The organism is Marinomonas aquiplantarum (genome assembly GCF_003314975.1).
GTDB classification, from domain to species: Bacteria; Pseudomonadota; Gammaproteobacteria; order Pseudomonadales; family Marinomonadaceae; genus Marinomonas; species Marinomonas aquiplantarum.
The window spans coordinates 296,615-320,300 of sequence record NZ_QNRF01000004.1 but is presented as its reverse complement, the minus strand read 5'-3'; the positions used below and the strand labels follow the sequence as shown (position 1 = coordinate 320,300).

Annotated in this window: 18 protein-coding genes; 6 read left to right on the top strand and 12 right to left on the bottom strand. The window is 43.9% G+C overall.

The features are described 5' to 3' along the window. Positions 1 to 31: 31 nt before the first annotated feature. The 3 genes from DFP76_RS09770 to DFP76_RS09760 all read right to left on the bottom strand — a co-directional run bounded on the left by DFP76_RS09770 (position 32) and on the right by DFP76_RS09760 (position 3,778). Complete coding sequence (locus DFP76_RS09770) at positions 32 to 793, bottom strand: crotonase/enoyl-CoA hydratase family protein (RefSeq protein WP_113874451.1); 762 nt, start codon at positions 791 to 793, stop codon at positions 32 to 34. A gap of 188 nt (positions 794 to 981) precedes the next feature. Beyond that, positions 982 to 2,184: a thiolase family protein gene (locus DFP76_RS09765; RefSeq protein ID WP_113874450.1), complete on the bottom strand. Its 1,203-nt coding sequence runs from the start codon at positions 2,182 to 2,184 to the stop codon at positions 982 to 984. A 28-nt stretch (positions 2,185 to 2,212) separates the two neighbouring features. After that, positions 2,213 to 3,778, bottom strand: a complete 1,566-nt coding sequence (locus DFP76_RS09760; RefSeq protein ID WP_113874449.1) for an acyl CoA:acetate/3-ketoacid CoA transferase — start codon at positions 3,776 to 3,778, stop codon at positions 2,213 to 2,215. 282 nt (positions 3,779 to 4,060) lie between these two features. Here DFP76_RS09760 and DFP76_RS09755 point away from each other — a divergent pair, with 282 nt between their 5' ends. The 4 genes from DFP76_RS09755 (at position 4,061) to DFP76_RS09740 (ending at position 7,573) form a co-directional block, all read left to right on the top strand. Continuing rightward, positions 4,061 to 5,095: a TRAP transporter substrate-binding protein gene (locus DFP76_RS09755; protein WP_113874448.1), complete on the top strand. Its 1,035-nt coding sequence runs from the start codon at positions 4,061 to 4,063 to the stop codon at positions 5,093 to 5,095. 26 nt (positions 5,096 to 5,121) lie between these two features. Then, positions 5,122 to 5,625, top strand: a complete 504-nt coding sequence (locus DFP76_RS09750) for a TRAP transporter small permease (protein ID WP_245931912.1) — start codon at positions 5,122 to 5,124, stop codon at positions 5,623 to 5,625. Continuing rightward, complete coding sequence (locus tag DFP76_RS09745; RefSeq protein ID WP_113874447.1) at positions 5,618 to 6,937, top strand: TRAP transporter large permease; 1,320 nt, start codon at positions 5,618 to 5,620, stop codon at positions 6,935 to 6,937. Before DFP76_RS09750 ends, DFP76_RS09745 begins: the two co-directional genes overlap by 8 nt. 177 nt (positions 6,938 to 7,114) lie before the next feature. After that, on the top strand, positions 7,115 to 7,573 hold the full coding sequence (locus DFP76_RS09740) for a MarR family winged helix-turn-helix transcriptional regulator (RefSeq protein ID WP_113874446.1): 459 nt from the start codon (positions 7,115 to 7,117) through the stop codon (positions 7,571 to 7,573). Between the two features lie 79 nt (positions 7,574 to 7,652). On the opposite strand, the gene DFP76_RS18340 is transcribed toward DFP76_RS09740, so the two are convergent. Both DFP76_RS18340 and DFP76_RS09730 read right to left on the bottom strand, forming a co-directional pair. Beyond that, positions 7,653 to 8,972 (bottom strand): methyl-accepting chemotaxis protein, encoded by a 1,320-nt coding sequence (locus DFP76_RS18340; RefSeq protein WP_113874445.1) that lies wholly within the window; start codon positions 8,970 to 8,972, stop codon positions 7,653 to 7,655. An 88-nt stretch (positions 8,973 to 9,060) separates the two neighbouring features. After that, positions 9,061 to 13,449: a PAS domain S-box protein gene (locus DFP76_RS09730; protein WP_113874444.1), complete on the bottom strand. Its 4,389-nt coding sequence runs from the start codon at positions 13,447 to 13,449 to the stop codon at positions 9,061 to 9,063. 331 nt (positions 13,450 to 13,780) lie between these two features. Here DFP76_RS09730 and DFP76_RS09725 point away from each other — a divergent pair, with 331 nt between their 5' ends. Both DFP76_RS09725 and DFP76_RS09720 read left to right on the top strand, forming a co-directional pair. After that, positions 13,781 to 14,770 (top strand): 2-hydroxyacid dehydrogenase, encoded by a 990-nt coding sequence (locus DFP76_RS09725; protein ID WP_113874443.1) that lies wholly within the window; start codon positions 13,781 to 13,783, stop codon positions 14,768 to 14,770. A gap of 116 nt (positions 14,771 to 14,886) precedes the next feature. Further along, positions 14,887 to 15,840 carry a sugar-binding transcriptional regulator gene (locus tag DFP76_RS09720; protein ID WP_113874442.1) on the top strand — a complete coding sequence of 318 codons (954 nt, stop codon included), beginning with the start codon at positions 14,887 to 14,889 and terminating at the stop codon, positions 15,838 to 15,840. 91 nt (positions 15,841 to 15,931) lie between these two features. On the opposite strand, the gene DFP76_RS09715 is transcribed toward DFP76_RS09720, so the two are convergent. From DFP76_RS09715 to DFP76_RS09685, 7 genes are all read right to left on the bottom strand, one after another. After that, the gene (locus tag DFP76_RS09715) at positions 15,932 to 16,990 is read right to left on the bottom strand and encodes an ABC transporter permease (protein ID WP_113874441.1); all 1,059 of its coding nucleotides are present in this window, start codon (positions 16,988 to 16,990) and stop codon (positions 15,932 to 15,934) included. A gap of 2 nt (positions 16,991 to 16,992) precedes the next feature. Continuing rightward, positions 16,993 to 18,510: a sugar ABC transporter ATP-binding protein gene (locus DFP76_RS09710; protein ID WP_113874440.1), complete on the bottom strand. Its 1,518-nt coding sequence runs from the start codon at positions 18,508 to 18,510 to the stop codon at positions 16,993 to 16,995. Beyond that, positions 18,510 to 19,103: a DUF2291 family protein gene (locus DFP76_RS09705; protein WP_113874439.1), complete on the bottom strand. Its 594-nt coding sequence runs from the start codon at positions 19,101 to 19,103 to the stop codon at positions 18,510 to 18,512. Before DFP76_RS09705 ends, DFP76_RS09710 begins: the two co-directional genes overlap by 1 nt. Before the next feature lie 69 nt (positions 19,104 to 19,172). Next, positions 19,173 to 20,105 carry a D-ribose ABC transporter substrate-binding protein gene (locus tag DFP76_RS09700; RefSeq protein WP_113874438.1) on the bottom strand — a complete coding sequence of 311 codons (933 nt, stop codon included), beginning with the start codon at positions 20,103 to 20,105 and terminating at the stop codon, positions 19,173 to 19,175. A 247-nt stretch (positions 20,106 to 20,352) separates the two neighbouring features. Continuing rightward, positions 20,353 to 21,834, bottom strand: a complete 1,482-nt coding sequence (locus tag DFP76_RS09695; protein WP_113874437.1) for an FGGY family carbohydrate kinase — start codon at positions 21,832 to 21,834, stop codon at positions 20,353 to 20,355. A 12-nt stretch (positions 21,835 to 21,846) separates the two neighbouring features. After that, positions 21,847 to 22,797, bottom strand: a complete 951-nt coding sequence (locus DFP76_RS09690; protein WP_113874436.1) for a transketolase family protein — start codon at positions 22,795 to 22,797, stop codon at positions 21,847 to 21,849. Then, a complete protein-coding gene (locus DFP76_RS09685; RefSeq protein ID WP_113874435.1) occupies positions 22,790 to 23,620 on the bottom strand; it encodes a transketolase in 831 nt (276 codons plus the stop codon). Before DFP76_RS09685 ends, DFP76_RS09690 begins: the two co-directional genes overlap by 8 nt. Positions 23,621 to 23,686 lie beyond the last annotated feature (66 nt).

The following is a 23,686-nucleotide window of genomic DNA, read 5'->3' as shown; positions in this document are numbered from 1 at the left end:
TCTTGTTTTTGTTCTGAGAAAAAATCATGGCTTAGGATTTTTTACGGTTCAAAAAAGCATCAATACGGGCTTTTACCTCTTCACTGGTTTGCGTAATACCGCAGATGAGTGATTCTGTGTACAGGCCTTCTTGACCTGACATGTTATTGATACGACTGAGACCCGTTGTCATCGCCCAGTTGGAGTATTTGGAGTTCTTATTAATACCTTCGGCTATCTCAAAGGCTTTATTTAACGCTTCACCAGTTGGCATCACATAATGGCCTAAACCGATACGGTGACCTTCTTCGGCATCCACATCACGGCCTGTTAACATCATTTCTGTCATACGACTCGCACCAATCACATTGGCCACATTCACCGAAGCACCACCACCGACAAAGATACCGTGTTTCCCTTCTGGCAAACGATAGAAGGTGTTTTCTTCTGTGACACGAACATGGGCACAAATGGCAAGTTCCAAACCACCGCCAATCACCGCACCATGCATCGCTGCGACAACCGGTGTGCCAGAGTCACGAATATGACCAAATACGCGATGCCACATTTGTGAGTGTTTAACCACTTCAAAGGGTTCACGAGCTTTATGCTCGCGCAGATCAAGACCCGAGCAAAACTCAGGACCATTACCAGACAAAACGATGACATTGACGTCATCAGAAAGGTTTAAAAAAACATGTTCGATTTCAAGACAAAGGCTATCATTGATCGCGTTTTTCTTTTCAGGACGATTCAGCTCTAAATGCCCAATGCCATTCTCTACAGAGAAGTTAATAAATTCATAAGTTACCATGTGAAGCCTCTATTTTTATGTTTATGGGCCAAGCGCCAAGCTCAACACTAAAACGCACCCTTGACGTCATTTACTCGATAATAGTTTAGTAACTAAACAAATGTCAAAATAAACTATTATATTTAAAAACAATATTTTTTAGTGTAAAAAAAACCGTGAGCCTAAGCCCACGGCCACAACACCATTCTTTAACGGTCCGACACTTTAATAACCACCGCCATGCCAGTGTCACCCGCGGCACAACCAGTGAATAGACCATAGCCGCCACCCGTAATAACCAGCTCTTCAATCAGCTCAATCACAGCACGCATGCCAGTTGGCCCTTGAGGGTGTCCCCAAATCAGAGAACAACCGTAGTTATTCATGGCCATCACATCCAAATCCATCGCTTTCGCTAACGCCACATCGTTGACGGCAAATGGGTTGTGAGTCTTGATGGCTTTAATGTCTTTAATATCGACACCGGCCACAGCAAGCGCTCGCTTTGCAGCCTCAATTGGTGCAGCCGGCATATAAGCCAGATCATCTCGAGCTTGACCAAAGCCTAGCACTTCAATTTTTATTTCTGGGCGCGCCGTTAAACTCGCGACCTCCTCAGAACGGCATAAAATCGCCGAAGCATTACCGTCTGCCGGGTGTGTTTGATTACCAAAGGTAATCACCCCACCTTCTTGAATGGATTTTAACTTCTGCAGACCTTCTAAGGTGGTTGGGAAGACCCCTTCATCACCATAGACAACCGTCTCTTCTTTTTTGAAGTTCGCCGTCGGCACTGATAACGGCAAAGTCATATAACGTTTTTGGAACGCCTGATCGTCTTTAAGAGCATCTTGATACTGCTCGTAACGTCGAAAAGTGACGGCATCCAATTCTTCACGGGTAATGTCGAAACGCTTCGCCACATTTTCCCCGGTTTGCATCATAGAGTGGCCGCCAACACAATCATTCATCATGTTGTAAGTAACCTGATCTTCCGATGCGCCCGCAGGCCCTTTGGCATTCGGATAATATATATGCGGCCCATTCGAACAACGATCAGCCGTCATTAATAAAGATACATTGGCCATACCACAGACAATTTCCGATGCGGCAGCAAATAACCCCCGCGCACTGGTCGCACATACCTGATTCACTGCATGTCCGGCCGTATTCACCGCACCAACATCATACAAAGGCCAAGGCGCACCATTAAAAGATTGGTATTGGTTAATGGTCATCCCCAACACACCTGAGTCAAATACAGTGGGATCAATGTCGCGTTTAGCCAACTCCTGCTTGGTCACATGTGCTGCAAATTTCATGGAGTGCAGATGCTGTAGAGAACCCTGCCATTTGGTAAAAGGTGTGCTCCAATAAGCACCGTAAGGGATTTCAACATTTTTGATAGACATACTCGTACCTCAAATTTGGTTATTATTGTTATTGACCTTGCGCTGACATAATCTCGCTTAACCCGCCCCATTGTTCTGCAAAAATGGCTTCTGGCATGGTTTTAAGATCCTCAGCAATAATAGGGCGGAAAGACATAGCGGCTAGTACGTCTTTTTCCAGATCCAAGCCGGGAGCCATTTCGGTCAGCACCATACCTTCTTGGCGTAGTTCCAACACACAACGCTCAGTAACAAACACCACTGGCTGATGATTCGCACGCGCCACATCACCACTAAAAGTAATGTGATCAACGGCGTTGACAAATTTCTGCACCTTACCTTCTTCAATGACTTGTACCTTACCTTCACTGAACTCAAGCTTGGCACCGTTGACCAAAGTACCGCAGAAAACGACTTTCTTCGCGCTCTGTGAAATATTAATAAAGCCGCCTGGACCAACTACTTTTGGACCAAACTTACTGACGTTCAAATTCCCCTGTTGATCAGCTTGCGCTAACCCTAAGAAAGCAATATCCAAACCGCCACCGTCATAAAAATCAAACTGGGCTTCGTGCTCAATAATGGCATCCGCATTCCACGCTGCGCCAAAGTCCGCACCCGAAGCAGGAATACCACCATAAGTGCCTAACTCTGTCGTTAAGGTAAACAAGTGCGACACCTTTTCTTCTGCCGCAATGGCCGCCACACCGTCAGGCATACCAATACCTAAATTCACCATCACATTGGCTTCGAGCTCCATGGCGGCACGACGAGCTATGACTTTTCGAGCGCTAAAAGGCATAGCAGGCAAAGCATTTAATGGTACTCGGGAATTACCTGCCAAGCCTGGATTGTAAACACTGCCAATGGTTTGCTTGTGATCATCTGCTGGCGCTACGGTGACATAATCCACCAATACACCGGGCACTTTAACTTCTTTTGGGTGTATCGAATGACGTTCAGCAATGTATTTCACTTGAGCTATCACAATACCGCCATTATTTTTCGCAGCTTGTGCCATAGGCAAAATTTCCGCCAGCATGGCTTCTTCTTCAACCGATAAGTTGCCGTCTTCATCCGCGGTGGTGGCGCGAATCACGACCACATCCAGTGGAAATTTCTTAAACAATAGCCAGTCTTCGTCCTCGATACTGATGCGCTTTACCAAGTCTTCTTTGGTTTTAGCCGTTACCTTGCCACCACTCACCAGAGGATCAACGTAAGTTCCCATGCCTATTTTAGTGATAACACCTGGTTTATTGCCTGCAATCTGACGCCACATGGTCGTCAATACCCCTTGTGGCAATAGGTAAGCTTCTATCGCGTCGTCAGTAATCATCTGCGCCATTTTAGGGGCTTGACCTGTGTGCCCTGAAATAAGTCGCTTTACTAAATTGGGGTAAGCAAGATGTGACATTCCGGCATCTTTACCATCACCGCAACCACAATCGTGAATAAGGGTAAGTTGCTGAGGATGGCCTGTCTCGACAAAACGTTTTTCTACGGCTTTGGCGACCGCTTCCGCAAAATACGACATGCCAACCGTAGACCAAGCCACTGACGCACCATCTTGAATTAGGCCTGCTGCCTGATCTAGAGAAATCACCTTACTCATCTTGTCACCTCGTATTATTGTTATGCTGTAAGCAATGTAAAAAAACAAAAACTTGTTGTACCTTACAACAGTTAATTTGGCAAACATTTTCATGTTTTTTTACACCCTCTTGCTTTTTTTGAATACACTAAGCAAAAAAGTCATACGCAATATGATTGAATTAGCACGGGGTTATGGCCAAAATGATTTTAAGTCTCGGGAGCAACTAGGCACATGAGATCGTCAATATAAGCAATTGACTATACTGACACTGGATAAGACAAAAATAATAAGGTGCAAATTATGAAAAACTTAAAACTAAAAGCGCTGGCTTTAGTCGCTGGAGCCGCTCTATCGACAAGCGTCCTTGCAGAAGCTGAATACACATTCAAGCTTCACCATATGTTACCGCCAGTTTCGAATGCGCAAGTAAACTTCTTACAACCTTGGGCAGACAAAGTGGAAGCGGAATCGAACGGCCGCATTCACATTGACATTTATCCGGCGATGCAACTAGGTGGTAAACCACCGCAATTGTTTGATCAAACGCGTAAAGGCATCGTTGATATGTCTTGGACAGTCGGTGGTTACACACCAGGTCGTTTCCCAAAAGCAACTGCGTTTGAATTGCCTTTCATGCCTTTGAGCGCTCGTATCACCAGTATGGCCATGCAAGAGTATGCTGAAACCGAAATGCAAGATGAACTAAAAGATGTTCATTTGTTGACTCTTCATACCCATTTCCCAGGCTCTCTACACTCTCGAACCAAAGACATCAAAAAACTAGAAGACCTAGATGGCATGAAAGTTCGTTCGCCAAATAAAATGATGGCAGACGCACTTAATATCCTTAAAGCTAATACTGTTTTCATGCCAGTACCATCCATGCCAAGCGCACTTTCAAAAGGGGTCATTGATGTAACAGCCCTACCGTTTGAAGTGGTTAAACCAATGAAGATTCATGAGCTAGCGCCACATCACACTGAATTTAAAGGTGATCGTGGTTTCTACACTCAATTCTTCATTTTCTCTATGAACAAAAAGTCATATAACAAATTACCTGATGATTTGAAAAAAGTGATCGATGATAACTCTGGCGTGCCACTTGCTGGTTTTGTTGGGGACGTATTCGATGCTTATGAAATTGGTGCTCGTAAAGATGCGGTAGACAATGGCAACACTTTCAACACTATTGAAGGCGCCGAGTACGACCGCTGGAAAGACACACTGACGCCTGTAACTGAACAATGGATTGAAGACATGAATGACGACGGCTACGATGCTGAGCGTCTATTGGATAAAGCAAAAACACTGATCGAGAAGTACGAGAACTTTTAAGTTCTCGTTAGTTAGGTGATTTAAACATGATGCAACTTACGGCGACTTCAAGACATCTTTTATTAGAACGTCTTGCCAATATCTTCGCATTGACGGGTGGTTTCATTATGTTAATGCTGGCAATCGTAACGGTTGCCAGCATTATCGGTCGCAGCACGATAGGTCAATCTATCGTCGGTGACTATGAGATTACAGAAATGGGATTAGGAATGGCAATCTTTCTTTTCCTCCCCAAATGTTATCAGCAAAAAGGCCATGTAGTTGTTGATCTCTTTACCGCGCATTGCAAACCCAGCACGATACGCACGTTAGGGATCATCAGCGATCTTGTTTTTACTGCTGTCTCTTTTACTTTTGCTTACCAAATGACCCTAAGTGGCTTCGAAGCGAAAGAATACCTTGAGCAATCCATGCTTTTAGCACTTCCCACATGGTGGACTTTCACCGTTGGCGTTATTTGCATGCTGCTTTGCGGATTTTGTGGTCTGAATAGACTGTACACCACACTTCGTGGAGGCAACCATGAGTAATATTGAGCTGGCCTTTTTAATGATGGCAGCCCTAATGGTGCTAATGAGCATCCGTATCCCCATTGCTTTAGCTATGCTGGTATGCGGTGGCGTTGGTTATGTCATGATTGGTGGCATGCCTGCTTTACTAAACTATTTAGGGACAGCCCCTGTTTCTAAATTTTCTAGCTATGATTTATCTGTTGTGCCCTTGTTTCTATTAATGGGGGAACTGGCAACACGATCTGGTATTACTGCAGAACTGTTCCGCACCTGTAACACTTGGATTGGTCGTCAACGTGGCGGTATTGCCATGGCCGCCATTGCGGGTTGTGCTGCGTTCGGGGCAATTTGTGGCTCTTCCTTAGCAACCGCATCGACCATGGGTAAAGTCGCACTGCCTGAAATGAAGCGCCTGAAATACTCTGGCAGCCTAGCCGCTGGCGCCCTTGCTGCGGGCGGGACATTAGGGATTTTGATTCCCCCTTCTATGGTACTGATCATTTTTGCGGTATTAACGGAACAAAATATCTCAAAAATGTTTATTGCTGCCTTCGTTCCAGGCTTCTTAGCCGCTGGCGGTTATATTTTAGCCATCGCCATTTATGTGCGTATCTTTCCTGAATCTGGACCACGTGGCGAAAAGACAACCTTTGCACAAAAACTAAAATCAACGAAAGACGTTTGGCACATCACCATCATCTTCTTGATTGTACTAGGCGGCATCTATCTTGGCTTTTTTACGCCAACCGAGGCGGCTTCTGTAGGGGTTATTTTAACGGCTATTTTGGCTTTAACTCACGGTAAAATGCGCTTAGATGGCTTGTTAGTATGTTTAATGAAAACGGCTGTTTCTTCTGCGATGATATTCTTCATCGTATTGGGAGCGGATCTATTTAGTGTCTTCATTGCATTATCAAGATTACCGGATGTGGGTGTGGAGTTAATCACTAACTCAGGGCTATCACCTTATACCATTTTGACGTTGATGCTACTGACTTACTTAGTCATGGGGTGTTTCTTGGACAGTTTGGCAATGATCTTGCTAACCATCCCAATTTACTTCCCTATCATTGTCGCAATGGATTTTGGTATTCCTGTCGCTGACGCGGGTATTTGGTTCGGCATCTTGGCCCTTATTGTGGTGGAAGTCGGTCTGATCACTCCCCCTGTCGGGATGAATGTCTTTATCATTAAATCATTCGATGACACTCTAAAGTTAAAAGAGTGCTTTAAAGGTGTTGTTCCTTTCCTAATTTCTGACTTTGTTAGGGTCGCACTTTTGGTTCTTTTCCCAGGCATTACGCTCGGCTTGGTACATTTAATCAGCTAAGCTGTTTTTACGAGACGATGTCTTTAAAAGCCGACCTCTGCGTCGGCTTTCTTTTTTTATGTTCTTCCATGCACTATCGAAAAAAACAAACCATCAAAAAACTCAAATAGTTTAGTGTCGCAACAATAGTGCTTTATATTACAATTGTTAGGATTTAACGAACATAAAGAGAATTGAATGTCTGACGAAACAAAACAAACTGACAGCAACGTGGATTTTGGCATACTCAATAGTTTGCTTGGCTACCGACTACGCCGCGCTCAAATGAACTTTTTCAGCAAATTTTCAGAGGTGTGTTCAGACTTAGGCATTAGCCCTGGACTCTTTGCCGTGATCGCAATCGTTGATCGTAACCCTGGTTTAACTCAGACTGCCGTGGCTCAAGCCTTAGGCAATGACCGATCAGCCATGGTCGCAGCCGTTGATAAACTCGAGCAAATGGACATTATTGAACGACGCCCAGCAAAGAATGATCGTCGCTCTTACGCTCTCTTTATGACCGAATCCGGTAAAGAGTTTTTCAGCACGTTAAGTGATCGAGTTATGGAGCATGAGAAGGCCATGGCTCAACGTTTGAAAAACGACAAAGAAGTGGACTGGCTATTAGACATATTAGACACTCTAGCGAAAGACTAGTTTCTCTATACGTAACGGATAAAAAAAGAGTGCTGGTTAAAAACCGGCACTCTAATTCAGCACAATGGATGATTGCCTATTAATCGGTTGTGAACTGATTAGCAAATTGCCCTACTGCGTCCACTACTCGCTGAGCACCATCTTGTATTTCAATGATGACCTCGCCAGCTTCGTTCGACAATGACAAACCTTGTTCGGCTTGCTCTTTGCCTTTATTGATTAAGGCAACTGCTTTCTCGGCCAGCAGCTGATTTTTCTCCACTACCCCAACAATTTCTTCGGTGGCTTCGCTAGTTCGCGATGCCAATTGCCTTACCTCATCCGCCACCACGGCAAAACCTCGACCCTGTTCACCTGCACGAGCCGCTTCAATGGCCGCGTTTAAGGCCAATAAGTTTGTCTGATCAGCAATGCCTCGAATACTTTGAATAATTGACCCGACTAATTGAGACTGTTTGTCCAACTCTGAAATACCCTCTGCTGCTTGCGCCATTTGTCCAGAAAGGTCGTGCATTACATCGACGGTATCTTTCACCACTTGACTGCCTTTTTGAGCACTTTCATCTGTTTGCTGAGATGTCGTAAAGGCTATGTCTGCGGCATCTGATACCGCCATTTCTCGATTTACCACATCCGTAATAATCGAAGCGAACTTCACGACCTTATAAAACTGACCGTGTATGTCTGAAATGGGATTATAAGAAGCCTCTAACCAAACCACATTTCCACGACTGTCGACGCGTTTAAATCGACCAGTGGAAAATTGACCTTGCCCTAAACGCTCCCAAAATTTAATGTATTCACTTGAGTTAGTTTCTTCTGGCTCACAAAACATACGGTGATGCTGACCTTTAATTTGCTCTAAAGAATACCCCATTCCATCCAAAAACAAGCTATTCGCACCTAAAATGTTTCCTGACAAATCAAATTCAATAACTGCCGTCGATCGTTGCAGTGCTGCAATTATGTTTTCATCTTCACGAGACTTGGTAATGGTTCGAGTCAAATCGTTACAGTGAATTGAAAAAGCTTTCACCTTCCCTTCAGAACAAAGCACTGGTTGGAAAATTCCGCGTAACCATGCTTCCTTACCATCTTCACGCATCACTTCAATTGCGCCGGCCCAATGACGAACCGTTTTCATGGCGTCTTGTATGGCTTTAAAGTGGGGGGTGCCTTTTGCATATTGAGGGGTCAAGTCCGACAAGGTCTTACCAACAAAATACGCTTCTGAGCAATCTAACTCAGCCATCAATTTTTTATTCACGTTAACAATGATGCCTTCTGGGCTTAAGTTCATTACTAACATTTCTTCGTCTAGGCTATCCTTAACCTGATTAAGTGAGTAAAGCTGTTCCTTTAGCGCTTTTATGTCATTTTTCAAACCAGCGTTAAACATTCCTATTCTCCTAATTCCAACCGTTATCTATCGTTCAACCTAATCAAGCTAAAAATAATCCACTAAGCTATTGAGCTTAGACAATCAATTAATAATCTGCGAATTGCTCCACTCTTCGATGAATATCAGTTAATTCATCATCAATCATTTTTTTCACATCCAACTGACTCAGACCGTCTATACAGCTTGCATGAGCATCTGCATCAGAAGAGGCCTTTAATTCCGCCTCGTATTGACCAAGTACAGCAGAAGACTTCACTAACCCCATGGTCAACCCAGACCCTTTTAAACTGTGTAAGACTTCTATCAGCTGACCAACATCTTGTTCATCAACCGCTTTTCTAAGCTGTTCAATGAGGGTATCGGCTTCACTTTCAAAGCCACTCATAACACTACGATAAAGCTCAATACTGCCCCCAAAACGATCTAAAATATCTTCTACTTTTTCAGCATCAAGGGAATTGTCTGCTTCGACAGTGCCTACCTTAGCACTCTCGTCAGATACCTTCTTTTCCAGTACCTTCTTTTTCGATACATGCGTTTCAGGTACATCGTTTTCAGAAACACTGGCAGAGTGCTTAGAAAGCCGCACTCCATCCTCACTCTCAGGATGAATTTTAGGTTGTTTGTCGGGAATAAGTCGCAGAATACAAGCAATGATTTGCCCTATGTCCAATGGCTTACCTAAGTGATCATTCATACCAGCATCTAGACAAGCTTGACGATCTGTGGCCGACACATTAGCCGTCATAGCAACAATCGGTAAATTCGCAAAACGTGAATCCATTCGAATTTCTCGAGTGGCCTCTAAACCGTCCACGTCCGGCATTTGCATGTCCATTAAGACTAAATCAAATACCGGAAGCGTTTGATTTAGTACCATCGAGACGCCTTCTGCACCGCCTGTTGCTACGGACACATTAGCCCCTTCAATCATCAATAACTCTGTCGCGACTTGACGATTAAATTCGTTATCCTCAACCAACAATAAGTTAATGCCTTGCAGCACTTTATCCTCTTGCTGAGCCATTACTGGCGCCACTTGAACAGTTTGTTTTACTGCCAATGTTTGGTAAACGGTTTCAGATAAACGACTCAAGGTCACAGGTTTCAGTAACTTAACCGTATTCGGTAATGTCGTTTCATGAGCGTTTTCATTTGTCGCATTGAGCAACAAAATACTCTTGGGAAGTGGGGCGCCATCAGGGATAATCTGACCAAGTTCATCGAGACTAGACTGCCCATAAAAATTAGGCAGTTTTACATCAATCAATACAACATCAAAAGGTTTGCTGTCAGTATGAGCCTGTTTAAGTACATGGCTGATCGCAGCATAATCATCGATGGCCTCCGTTTGCCAACCAAGGTTTTGCGCCATTCGAGTTAAAATAATTTGTGAAGCCAAATTACTTTCTGCAATTAACACCTTAATGCTTTTTTGCTGTGTGACCGGTTGTTGAATAGGCTTACGAGAAGCCTCATCAGCGATAGGCAAGTCAATACAGAAAGAGAAACAACTGCCCTTACCAAATTGACTCTCGACCGTTAACTCTCCGCCCATTAATTCAACGAAGCGTCGACAAATCACCAGACCTAATCCAGTCCCACCAAAACGTCTAGTAGTGGAAGATTCAGCTTGAGAAAATACCTCGAAAATAGAATCTATGTTTTCTTGTGAAATACCAATGCCCGTATCCTTCACTGCAACGGCTAATTGAGCCATGCCTTGCTCTTGTTGTAAGCATTTTATTTCAAGGGTGATACAGCCTTCTAAAGTAAACTTAATAGCATTACTTAATAAGTTAATAAGGACCTGTAACAGGCGTAATTTATCGCCGACAAAATGACTTGGAAGGTGCTGGTCAACATCAAAAACCAATTCCACTTGGTCTCGAATTGGACTGCCAGACAACACCGTCGACAATTCAGATAATAACGCTTCAAAATCAAAAACCACTTGTTCTAACTCTAACTTACCCGCGTCGACCTTAGAGAAGTCCAATACATCATTGATCAAGCCTAATAATGACTGAGCCGAGATTTGCGCTTTGGAAATGTAATCGTCTTGCTGATCAGACAACGGAGTGCGTTTTACTAACTGCAACATGCCTAAAATGGCATTCATTGGAGTACGGATTTCATGACTCATATTCGCAAGGAAAGTGGACTTAGCCGCACTGGCCGCATCAGCTTCATCTTTCGCATGTCGCAACCAGGTTTCAAGTTCTCGCTCTGACGTGATGTCTTGATTCACCCCAGTTAAACGTAACGTGTTACCTTGCGAATCTTTTTCAATGTATGCGCCAGCTTGAATAAATCGCACACTGTCATCTGGCAAAATAATACGAAACACATCACTGTATAATTTGCCGTTACGCACAGATTGATTAAAGTGATTAAGGGTTTTTTCTTTATCCTCTGGATGCAATCTTGCTTGCCAATCAAGTAAGGTTACTCCGTCTTCATTTAAGTTCTTAGGGTAGTGATAAATGTCATACATCATATCACTCCACTCTAAGACATCTTGCTCAAGATCCCAGCTCCACACACCTAATTGAGCAACCTCCGCAGCAATTAATAGCTGATCTCTCGCTGCGACTAAGGCTTGCTGATTTCTCTTCTGCTCTGAAATATCCATCGCCATACCAAGATAACCAACAATATCACCACGCGCATTCTTCATCGGCGTGATGACGAGTGACACAGGCTGTCGCGAGCCACTCTTATGTACATAGGTCCATTCTTGACGGTCATAATTTTGTTGTTTAGCTTTGAATATCAGCACTTCCATCGGGTCTGATACATAGCTACCGTATTCTTCAAAAATGACCGCACGATGTTGATCAATTTCCGCCGTGGTATGAAACACCACCGGCGTTCTCTCTGCCAAGACTTCCTCTGCTTGATAACCCAACATGCGTTCGGCTCCCTTGTTAAACAAGGTAATTAAGCCTTTCTTATCGGTCGCCACAATGGCAATTTCAGACGATGCTTGTAATACGTCGTTTAGCAATCGGTTTAAATCTTCCAACTCTGCGGTACGAGCTTTCACTTGATCTTCTAAACGAATATTAAGCTCTCGAATTTTGGCTTCCGCCTTTTTACGTTCGGAAATATCGCGCACACTTTGTGAGATCCCTACAATGGACTGATTAGCATCAAAAATGGGGGAGATGGTAAGCGATACTGGTACTTGAGAGCCTGATTTTGTTTGAATTCGGGTTTCAATTGACAAGGCTTGTTTTTGCTGTCGAACCTGTAGAAACATTTTCTTATCATCAGTTTGCAGCTCACTCGGTACTAGAGTTTGCAGCGCAGACAGGCCGATAACTTCTCTTTGCTGATAGCCATAGATTTGCTCAGCACCTCGGTTCCAACTCGTAATCATGCCTTCAAGATTCAAGCTAATAATGCCATCTGCCGAGCTTTCGACCACAGCGGCAATGCGAGATTGATGAGCAACGACCTCTTGTCGACGAGCCATGTTGACACGAATGACGGCAACTAAAATGCCAGCCAGAACACTCAACGTGCAACCAAAAAACAGAAAGACATAAGGGTCAGAAAGACGTAACTCACGGATATAAGCATCCGTAACACTCAACCGATTCTGCCATTTACGACCATATATTTCGGTTTCGGTAATATGAAGCTGCTCGATAGAGCCTTTTCCATCATTAGAATAAAAACCGACTTGGTCGTCCAAATCGGTGACATCATAGAGTTCAAAATGAATCTTACTCTGGTCGATTTCCAACCCCATCAATACATCTTCCATAATCAAAGGCGCATAACTCCAACCAAAACCGTCACGGTAGCGCCCTTGCGTGTCCCTAGGCACCTTACCATTCCGATAAATGGGCATCAGAATGAGTACCGATTGGGATGTTTTACCGGAAGCTTGCACAAGTGTAATGGGCCCTGTTATTCGAACCTCACCATCATAGATAGCAGACAGCGCGGCTTCTCTGCGGTTGACTTCAGAAGCGATATCTAGGCCAATTGCCTGCTGATTGGGACCAATAGGTTCAACAAATTCAATGATGTAACGCTCACTGAAATTCGAAGACAATTCCTTGATCTTAAAATCTGGCCAGCTTGAAGTCCGAATTTGAGACAAGTACTCGTCCATCGATTCCTGCGGTACCCGACGGATAAAACCAAAACCATTGGCACCGGGGAATTCTGTGTCGATATCTCGGGTCACACTGTATTGATAAAAGTCATCACGTGTGATGTCTTTTTCGCCTGCGGTCAGTACCACTCCTCGAGCCCCTCTCAAACCATATTGATAGAGCTGAATCCGAGTGACGACCTGCTGTAAGACTTCCTCTGATGCCTGTGCTGCTGATTGATCGATAATGTCTTGGTTGGAAGTATGCACACGATAAGTGACATAAACGGATAAGAAACAACCGAGCACTAAGGTCAAAATCACCCAGCGATTGAAAATATTATTAGAAGAAGTCCAATACACTTTTGCCTCCAGGCAAAAACTCCCCTAAAGCGTGATGAAAGCTGAGTCGTTAGGGGCATCCGTTGTTAATGTGAATCAATATGGTTAGTCTAGTCGAAACCTATCGCCCTCTTCATCCTGTTATGTGATATATAAATAAAAAATTACAATTCCTTACCAGATACAAATTAACTATTTCTTTATGTAAACGAAAACCCTCTTCTCAATGATGTCTCATAAATATTTATTATAAAAACTTGCTGCATATCAAAAAAAGTCTAAGGAATTTACTTTCTAAGAGAGATATACGCTATAACCTGTATATCTTTCATAAATTAATAGGACATTTGTTATGAAAATCGCGGTTTTCTCTTGTAAGCCCTACGATAAAAGAACGCTAAATCATTACATCTCAGGCACAGACCTTGAAATGACGTTTTTCGAAAGTCGTTTAAGTCTAGAAACCATCAGTTTGGTACAAGGGTTCGATGCGGTTTCCTGTTTTGTTAACGACGATGTGAATGCAGAAGTCATTTGCCAATTAAAACAACAAGGCGTGAACACCATTGCGTTACGCTGCGCAGGCTTTAACAATGTAGACTTGGATACGGCAAAACAACAGGAAATGAAGGTATTTCATGTTCCAGATTACAGCCCAACGTCAGTCGCTGAACACGCTGTCGCCCTTATCATGACCCTCAACCGCAAAACCCATCGAGCTTACCACAGAGTAAAAGAAGGCAATTTTGCCTTGGAAGGTTTGTTGGGCTTTAACCTACAAGGAAAAACCGTTGGTTGTATTGGCACTGGCCGTATCGGTGCGGCTTTTTGTCGCATTATGAAGGGCTTCGGCTGTGAAGTATTATGCTATGACCTATCTCCATCACAAGAGCTCATTGATCAAGGTTGTCAGTACCTGTCTCTGGATGACATCTATCAAAAAAGTGACATTATCAGCTTACACTGTCCGTTAACCAAGGCGACTCATCATCTGATTAACCAACAGAGCCTACAAAAAATGAAAGATGGTGTGATGATCATTAACACCAGCCGTGGTGCATTAGTTCATGCTCAAGAAGCCATCGATGCTTTATACAGCGGAAAAATCGGTTATTTGGGATTAGACGTATATGAACAAGAAAACAAAATTTTCTTTGAAGATATGTCCTCGCATATTATTCAAGACAGTGTATTCCAACTCATGTTGACCTTCCCTAACGTTGTGGTAACTGGTCATCAAGGCTACTTTACAGATGAAGCCCTAAACCATATTGCGCAAACGACCGTAGAAAACTTACAACAAAGCCAACAAACTCATCCGCAACAACGTCGACTGGCCTAATCTTTTGTGTCGAATTCACGGGCCAGCGTTATGAAATAACATTAGGGATAGTAATTTTCAGATACCACCATTAAAATTATAGTAACGCTAAAAGCCCGTGTAGAGACTGCGAAAGAATGTCAAAAATTGATGAAAAACGATTGTTACTCAAAATCGCCACTCTGTACTATCAGGATGGATTAAAACAAGCCGATATTGCTAAAACACTTCGACTTTCACAATCTCAAGTCTCTCGATCAATTACTCGATGCCTCAAAGAAGGCATTGTCAAAATCAGTGTCATTCAGCCGCCTTCTGTTTTTATTGGATTAGAAACCAAAATTCAGCAGCGTTTCGGGGTGTCGAATGTCATCGTTGTGGACGTTCAAGACAACCCTTCTGATGCACAAATTAAACGAGCTATTGGGTCTTCTGCAGCCCATTATTTAGATACCTCACTAAGAGACGGAGACCTCATTGGTATCTCCTCTTGGAGCGACACCATTCGCTCAATGGTCGATCATTTGCACACCACCAAAGTAAAAGCCAAAGGGGTCATTCAAGTGCTCGGTGGTGTAGGACATAACGGCAATATCCAAGCGACCATATTGACACAAACGATGGCGGACATTCTCTCGTGCGATGCCTTTATGTTGCCAGCTCAAAGTATAGAGCACTCCCTAAAAGACAAACTCAAAATGCTCGACACCGCAGAAGTGTCTGACGTGGTGGAAATGTTCAACAAGGTCAACCTTGCGATTGTCGGTATTGGTATGCTGGAACCATCGAATCTGTTGCGGAACTCTGGTAATTACTACGACAAAACACGCCTCAAAGAACTCGCAGACAAAGGCGCTGTAGGCGATATCTGTTTGCACTATTACGATGAAAGTGGCCGTCCGGTTATCGACCCTGAAGATGACCCTGTGATCGGCATGTCACTTGAGCAGCTTGAAGCTTGTGAATTGGTTGTTGCCCTTGCGGGTGGATTGGACAAAGTAGATGCCATCAAAGGGGCGTTATCAGGTAACTACATTGATGTGTTGATTACAGACAGAGTGACTGCAGAAGCGATTTTAGGCGCTCATTAAAAAACAACAGAAACGACTAAATGTATTTAACCGTTTCTGTTCAATCTTCTTAAATACATCACTGCCTAACAGCATGTATGTTATCAGGCTATTAACAAACCGCCTTCTGAGAGCCAATGGCCGCTTTATACTGCATTTTATTTTGCATCTGGTCGATGATCACGGCGATGATAATGACCACCCCTTTAATCACCATCTGCCAAAACTCACTGACGCCCATCATCACCAAGCCATCCGCCAATATACCAATCACAAATGCACCAATTAAAGTACCAGTGATGGTACCTCGACCTCCTGCTAAGGAAGTTCCCCCCAAAACCACTGCGGCAATCGCGTTCATCTCGAAAGTCGTACCAGTCGCGGGATGGCTTGCCACCAATTGGGAGGTCACCACAATCCCAGCAATTGCAGCACATATCCCCGCAATCGTATAAACCCACACTTTGACGTTATTGACCTTGATGCCAGATAATTCTGCTGCTTTTTCATTATCACCGATCGCATACACATGACGACCAAAAGGCAGTTTTTTAGCGATATAAGCAATAACGCCCGCCATAATGAACATCAACCAAATAGCAATAGGAAGCCCAAATAGATAGCCAGAGCCAATAGCATCGAACCCAGTGTTTCCTAGCTCAGGGTTGCCCTGTAAACCCGCGAAGGTTTCGCCACCAGACAACAACATGGCCGCACCACGAATAATGTACATAGTGCCTAGAGTACAAATGAAAGGGGCAACTTTATAGCGCGTTATAATAAAACCATTTATGGCCCCAATGAAGCCGCCGATTATTATCACAACAGGGACAACAACCCAAACACTTGGAAAAATAGCAATTCCCAACGGCTCAATCACTAAGCCATGAGAGATCAGGTAACCTGCCACCATGCCACAAAAACCCAATGTTGCACCGATGGATAAATCAATGCCTGCGGTAATGATGACAAAGGTAATGCCTAACGCAAGAAAAGCATTAATGGAAATATGCTTAATCATAATGATCAAACTGGCAGGGGCCAGAAAACCATCAACAGTCAAAGAGAAAAAGCCTAAAATAATAAAGAGCGCAATGAAGGTTCTCATTTTAAGAAGGATTAACCCAAGATTGCCGGAACGAAGTACATGGTTATTATTTTTGATATTCATAATTAAAATCCTTGAGCACTGGCATGAACTAATTGTGATTCATTCGTTTCGTCTCTCATTAAATCGGCCGTTAACTTGCCATTAGACATAACCAATATTCGATCAGAAACCGCCATAATTTCTTTTAAGTCCGACGTAGAAAACAAAATACCAATACCTTGCTCCGACAACTTAACCATCATTTCGAATACATCACCTTTTGCACCAATATCAATGCCTCTGGTTGGCTCATCCAATAACAGTACTTTAGGCTCTGTTAATAGAGCACGACCAATCACCACTTTCTGTTGATTACCACCGCTTAACGCTTGTATTTCAACTTGAGGTGAGGAAACTTTTATAGAGAGTTCATCAATTGTTTTGGTGACCGCTTCTTTTTCAGACACCTCATTGATGGCTAAGCCTTTTAGGCGCTTCCATAAACTCGACATAGACAAGTTATTGGCAACCGAGCTAATCGGAAAAATGCCAGATTGCTTTCTGTCTTCAGGAACCAAGCCTAACCCCATCTTAATGCGCTCAGAGGTACTCATATGGGTATTCACCTTTTGCTTGTCTAGCGTAAATTCGCCAGAAAAACGTTCCTTCCCCAGCAGACACTCGAATAATTCAGTTCGCCCCGCTCCCATCAAACCATAAATACCTACGATTTCTCCGGCTCTTAATGAAAACGAAACATCGTCTACTAGCGTGACTTCCGCTTCATTGATCAGATTAATGTGACTGGCCTGAAGCACGACCTCACCAAAAGAACGGTCTGCTGTTAAGAAATTGGTGACAGGCTCGCTACCCAGCATCTCACGAACAATCCAAGCAACATCAATGTCTTTAACCATGGCCTCTGATTGGAACTTACCATCCCGTAAAATAGTAATGTACTGGCCGATCTCCATCAGTTCTTCAAGCCGATGAGAAATATAAACAATAGACACACCCTGCTGGGTTAAATCATTAATCACCTCAAACAGAACCTGCACTTCTTTTTTGCTCAATGCCGATGTAGGCTCATCCAAGATGAGAATATCGACATCAGCAATTAAGGACTTAGCAATCTCCACCAACTGTTTCTGGCCAACCTTTAAATTGGCCACCAACTCATTCGGTGCGATATTTTGCTTCAATCGAGCCATTGTTTGCTTAGCGATGGTATTTTGATGGCGTTCATCAATAGGTGAAATGCCCTTTTGCTGCTCTCTTCCTAAAAACAAGTTCTCCGCCACCGTTAGATTTTCAGATAAATTCAGCTCTTGATGCACCATGCCAATGCCATGTTGAGCTGCGGAGCGAGGTCCTGTGATGTGAACTTTCTCGCCCTTCAAATAAAGTTGGCCATGCGTTGGTGATTGTACGCCGGAAATAATCTTCATTAAGGTGGATTTACCAGCGCCATTCTCTCCAATAATGACGTTCACCGCGCCTTGATAAACCTTATAAGTCACATGATCGAGAGCCTTCGTACCAGGAAACACCATACAAATGTCCTCAGCACGTAAAATGACGTTTTCATCTGAAATAGACATCACATTCCCTCTTTACTGATTTCTAGAGGCACCGCATGCATCACCTTATTCGCTTTTATTGTCACTGCTGCCAACACGCTTACAGGCTGATCTACCCAGCTACTATCGGGCTTTACTACCTGAGCAATGGCTTTTTTATTTAGAGATTTGGATAATTGTGCGAATTGAATTTGATTCTTGAATTGATTGAACGAAATCATCGATGCTGCATCACGAATGGAATTTCCTTTGATGATTTTTCCAAATTGTAATGCGATATCATAACCCGCCGAGTTTACGACGAGAGACGTTTTAAGTTTAGACTCGTCGAAGCGACTCACTACGCCTTGAAAACGTACGAAAGACACCACACTCGAGTCTTTTTCAATCGACGACAAGGCCACTGCGTTATGTTGCGCATCCTTTTTAATAGAAGGCCAAAGCTTATCGGCAATGGCATTCGGCGTCATATTCTTTAGCAGCTCAGCATCTGCCGCAGACATTGGAATAATGGGCTCACCATTTTCATCCAAATCCACCACATGACAGCCGACCAATCCCACCAAAGCAAGGCTCAATAAGAGGACTTTAAATACAGAATAGTTAGACATCATTGCTACCCTTGATACTCATTTAGCGTAAAAGAAAGCAGAAGCAAAACTTGGTTTGCTTCTGCTTAAGCCTTAATTCAAAGCAAACGTATCAAGCTGGTTAGCATTGGATTCATCAATCAAAACACAGTCCATCAGTTGTTTTTCAGGAACACCGGTTGAACCCGTTTCAATGTAACGATGGGCTTGAATGACCGCCATTTGAGCTTGATCCCAAGCTGGCTGTAAAACCGTCGCCTTGATGTTTGAATTCGCTAGAATGGAATCTCGAACATGATTACTGCCATCAAATCCCACCACGATTACATCATTACGACCTGCTGCTTTTAATGCAGCTTCCGCCCCCAGTGCCATCGTATCATTGCCGGCAATCACACCTTTAATATCTGGGTAAGCTTGAAGAATAGACTCCATTCGATTAAAGGCCTCAATTTGACTCCAATTAGCCGTTTGTTGAGCCACCATTTTTAGATCACTATAGTCATCAATGACATCATGGTAGCCCTGAGAACGTACACGAGCATTGGTATCAGATTCACGGCCAAGCAACTCTACGTAGGAACCTTCACCATCCATTAACTCAACAAACTTCTCCGCGCCCAGTTGCGCGCCTTGATAGTTATTGGAAACAATTTGTGAAATAGCCACGCCGGTTTTATTAATTTCACGGTCAATAAGAAAAGCAGGCACTCCAGCTGCTTTGGCTTTCTCCAGTGCGCCAATAGTCACATCTGCCCCAGCATTATCCAAAATAATGGCTTTGGCATTACGGGCAATGGCAGTGGAAATTAGCTGATCTTGTTTATTCGCATCATCATCGTGGGAGGCCACAAGCGTACTGTATCCGAGCGCCTCTGCTTTTTCCTTAGCGCCCATCGCTTCAGACTTGAAAAATGGATTGTCATGAGATGGCGTGATAATCGCAATCAAGCCATTTGCCGCAGCAATATTTGAGAAGGCAATTGATAGACCAAACAACGTAGTAGCAAGGATTTTTTTATTCATATTATTCTCCTTATTGAATATATATTCAATATTAGTTATTTATTCAAAGCAAAGTGTAATAAACACCTCAAGAGATGTCTATATCACTAGAGTAAAAAATCTAACGGTCTGATTTTTTATGTTGGAACCCCCAAAAATCCATTTTCCTTAAGTCACAGTAATAGAGAAAACCACCATCACTGAAACGATTACAACTCTTAAGCACTCTACTCGCGAGCACTCTGTCCTTGAAAACCAGCTGGCTATTTTAAAAAGCCAAGCGCGCTTTTTTTATCGCCAAAGACCACAACTGATAACGGTCTTGCCAATATTCATGCTTATCCTGTCTTGGTGAAAACAAAGTAAATGTATTCTCTAAATCTTCGAGTTCATCTTTCGATTGCCACCAGCCGATCGCTAATCCTGCCAGCAACCCAGCGCCCACTGCCGATACTTCGGCCACCTCACCGCGACGGATCGTAACGCCTAATAAATCAGCCTGAGCTTGCATAAGCCAATCATTCTGTGTTGGTCCACCATCGACACACAAATACTCTATCTTTTCCGGTAACTCATCTGAGATCACATTAAACACATCCGCGACTTGAAAAATTACAGACTCAAACGCCGATCGCGCAATGTCCGCTCGCTCTGTTGAGCTTTTTAGACCGCAAAAAACTCCTGTTGCCTCTAAATCCCAATAAGGTGCACCCAGCCCAGACAGAGCCGGTACAAAGAAAACGGAATGATTTGGATCCGCTTGTCCAGCCAGCTGACACATGGCCTCAATACTCTCCACGCCAAGCATTCGTCTAGCCCAATCTATCGCCGAACCAGTGTGAGTAATGTTGCCCTCAAGGCCATAAAATAACGTGTCATCCTGCCAAGCAATGGTGGTACTGATTTCATGACGAATGCTTGGTAATGTCGGCATGGCCGCCATCACCGAACTGCCCGTTCCATAGGTAGCTTTAACCACTCCGGCTTTATAGCCACCATGGCCAAATAGTGCCGCATGGGAATCTCCGATTTGAGAAGCAATCGGAATTCCAGACTTAAGTGAGCCAAACGTTTTTGTCATCCCGACAACCTGAGAAGAAGAAACCACTTCTGGTAACGTCTCTGAAGCAATGCCCAAACGCGCTAGAATGGTTTTATCCCACCCTTGCTCGCCAATATTGTAAAGTTGAGTTCGAGCCGCATTCGATGCATCTGTAACAAACACATCTTGAGTCATATTCCAGATCATCCAAGAGTTAACGGTACCAACACAAATCTCGCCTCTCTCCGCTCTGACATGACCATCAGGAATTTGCTCTAACGCCATTGACACTTTAGTGGCTGGAAACATGGGATCGAGCACCAAGCCAGTTGCATCTTGCACATAGCGACTAAACGTCTGATCCTGACGCAAGGTGTCACACAAAGACTCAGAGCGACGACACTGCCAGCTCATCACTTGGGTTAAAGGCTTGCCAGTACTTCGCTCCCAAAGAACAACAGATTCACGCTGATTACTGATAGCCACTGCGTCAATCGCCACATCGTCTTCCACAGAATCGATTGCCAAGGTGATAGAAGCTTTCATCTTTTCAATGATTTCAAACGGATCTTGTTCAACCAAACCCGCCGCAGGAAAACGAATCGATAGAGACGCCATCCCCTTACCGATCACCTCACCCTGCGGATTCAACAGCAAGGATTTAACATTGGTCGTACCTTCATCTATCGCAAGAATTACACGGCGCATTCCAGCCTCACTTTACATCGATGTTTCATTAATAAGTTGCTGACAAACCTTCACGATACCCGCACTGTCGATAGAAAGCATTTTTCGAGTATAAGGACGATCACCTGCCGCGGCGTAGCCGCCATCTTCAACACCCAATCGTACCAACTTTGCAGCTATCCCCTGTTCGGACATAAGTTCTGCCACGACACTTCCTAAACCGCCATTCACGTTGTGCTCTTCTACACTGACAACATGACGAGCGTCATTCAATTGATTGGCTAAACTTTGTCGATTCAAAGGACGAATTGACGATACATTTACCACAGCAACGTCCATTCCATCTTCTTTGAGCTTATCAGCTGCAGCAACCGCTTCATGCACAACCGACCCGAGTGCACAAATCACCACTTGCTGCCCCTCTCTTAGCAAAGAAGGTTCACCTGCAGTAAATTGAAATTCGGCATCGTGTAATACAGGTAAAGCTTTACCATCCATGCGAATGTAAACTGGCCCCTCATGCTGTATGGCGTAATCAATTATTTGCTTACACTCAACCGGACACCCTGGAGCAAAAATCTGAATATTGCCAAAGCCGCGCATCACACTAATATCATCAATTGAATGATGGGTACTCGCAAGCGGCCCGTAACTGGCACCAGAATTCAAACCAAACAACTTCACATTGGTGTTGTTATAACAAACATCCACCTTAACTTGCTCATTGCTTCGAGAAATCAAGAAAGGCGCGGCATTGCAGGTTACCGCAACTTTTCCGGCTAGCGCCAAACCGGCAGCCGTGCCAACCATCACTTGCTCTGCAATGCCAACATTGACCAAGCGATCTGGAAAAGCTTCAACAAACGGCTTTATTTTAGAGGTGGAAGTCGAATCCGCCACCACAGGTACCAAATCGACACCGTTATTCACCGCGTCGATGAAACACTGCACCATAACATTGGCTAAATGCTCACTGTTAGACATCGGCTAGCTCCTTCAATGCAAGATCAATTTCTTCACCTTTTGGCACCCTATGATGCCATTCTGGACGTCCCGCAATAAAAGACACACCAGCGCCTTTAGTAGTATTCGCAATCACTACATTTGGCTTGCCTTCGGCTTTTAGTCCCTCTAGCGTACTGACAATTGAAGCGACATCATTACCATCACACTGCGTCACCGAAAAACCGAACGCTTGCCATTTTGGGTCCAGCGGATCGGTTTTCATAATGGTTTCAGTCGGCCCTGCCAATTGCAGTTTATTCTTGTCATTAATAACAATCAGATTGTCGAGCTGATAATGCGACGCCACTAAAGCGGCTTCCCAATTACTGCCTTCGGCCAACTCACCATCACCAGTTAGTACATAAACCTTTCTCGAACGGCCATCACGCTTAGCGGCCAATGCCAGACCAACGGCTACAGGCAAGCCATGCCCTAGTGCGCCCGTATTTAATTCGACTCCTGGCGTTTTCTGACGAACAGGGTGACCAGGCAAATGTGAATCATTATGCTGATAGCTAGGTAACCAATCTTCAGGAAAATACCCCGCCTCAGCAAGGCAACAGTAATAACCGCCTGCCGCATGTCCTTTAGATTGGATGTAAATATCACGATCATCATCCGACAAACGGTCAGGAGCACAGTTCAATAAGCGAAAATACAAAGACGTCACAATCTCAACTTGTGAAAGATCGGCACCTGTGTGTCCACCAGCTGGACTGTCGGCATTAAGCCGAATGATTTTACGTCTAATCGATCGAGCTTTTTTCTCAAGCTCATCCACATCAAGCTGGAAAGGATTCATAACCCCTCCTATCTAAGATTAAAATTCCACTATGAATATATATATTCAACCAGAGACCAAAAAAAG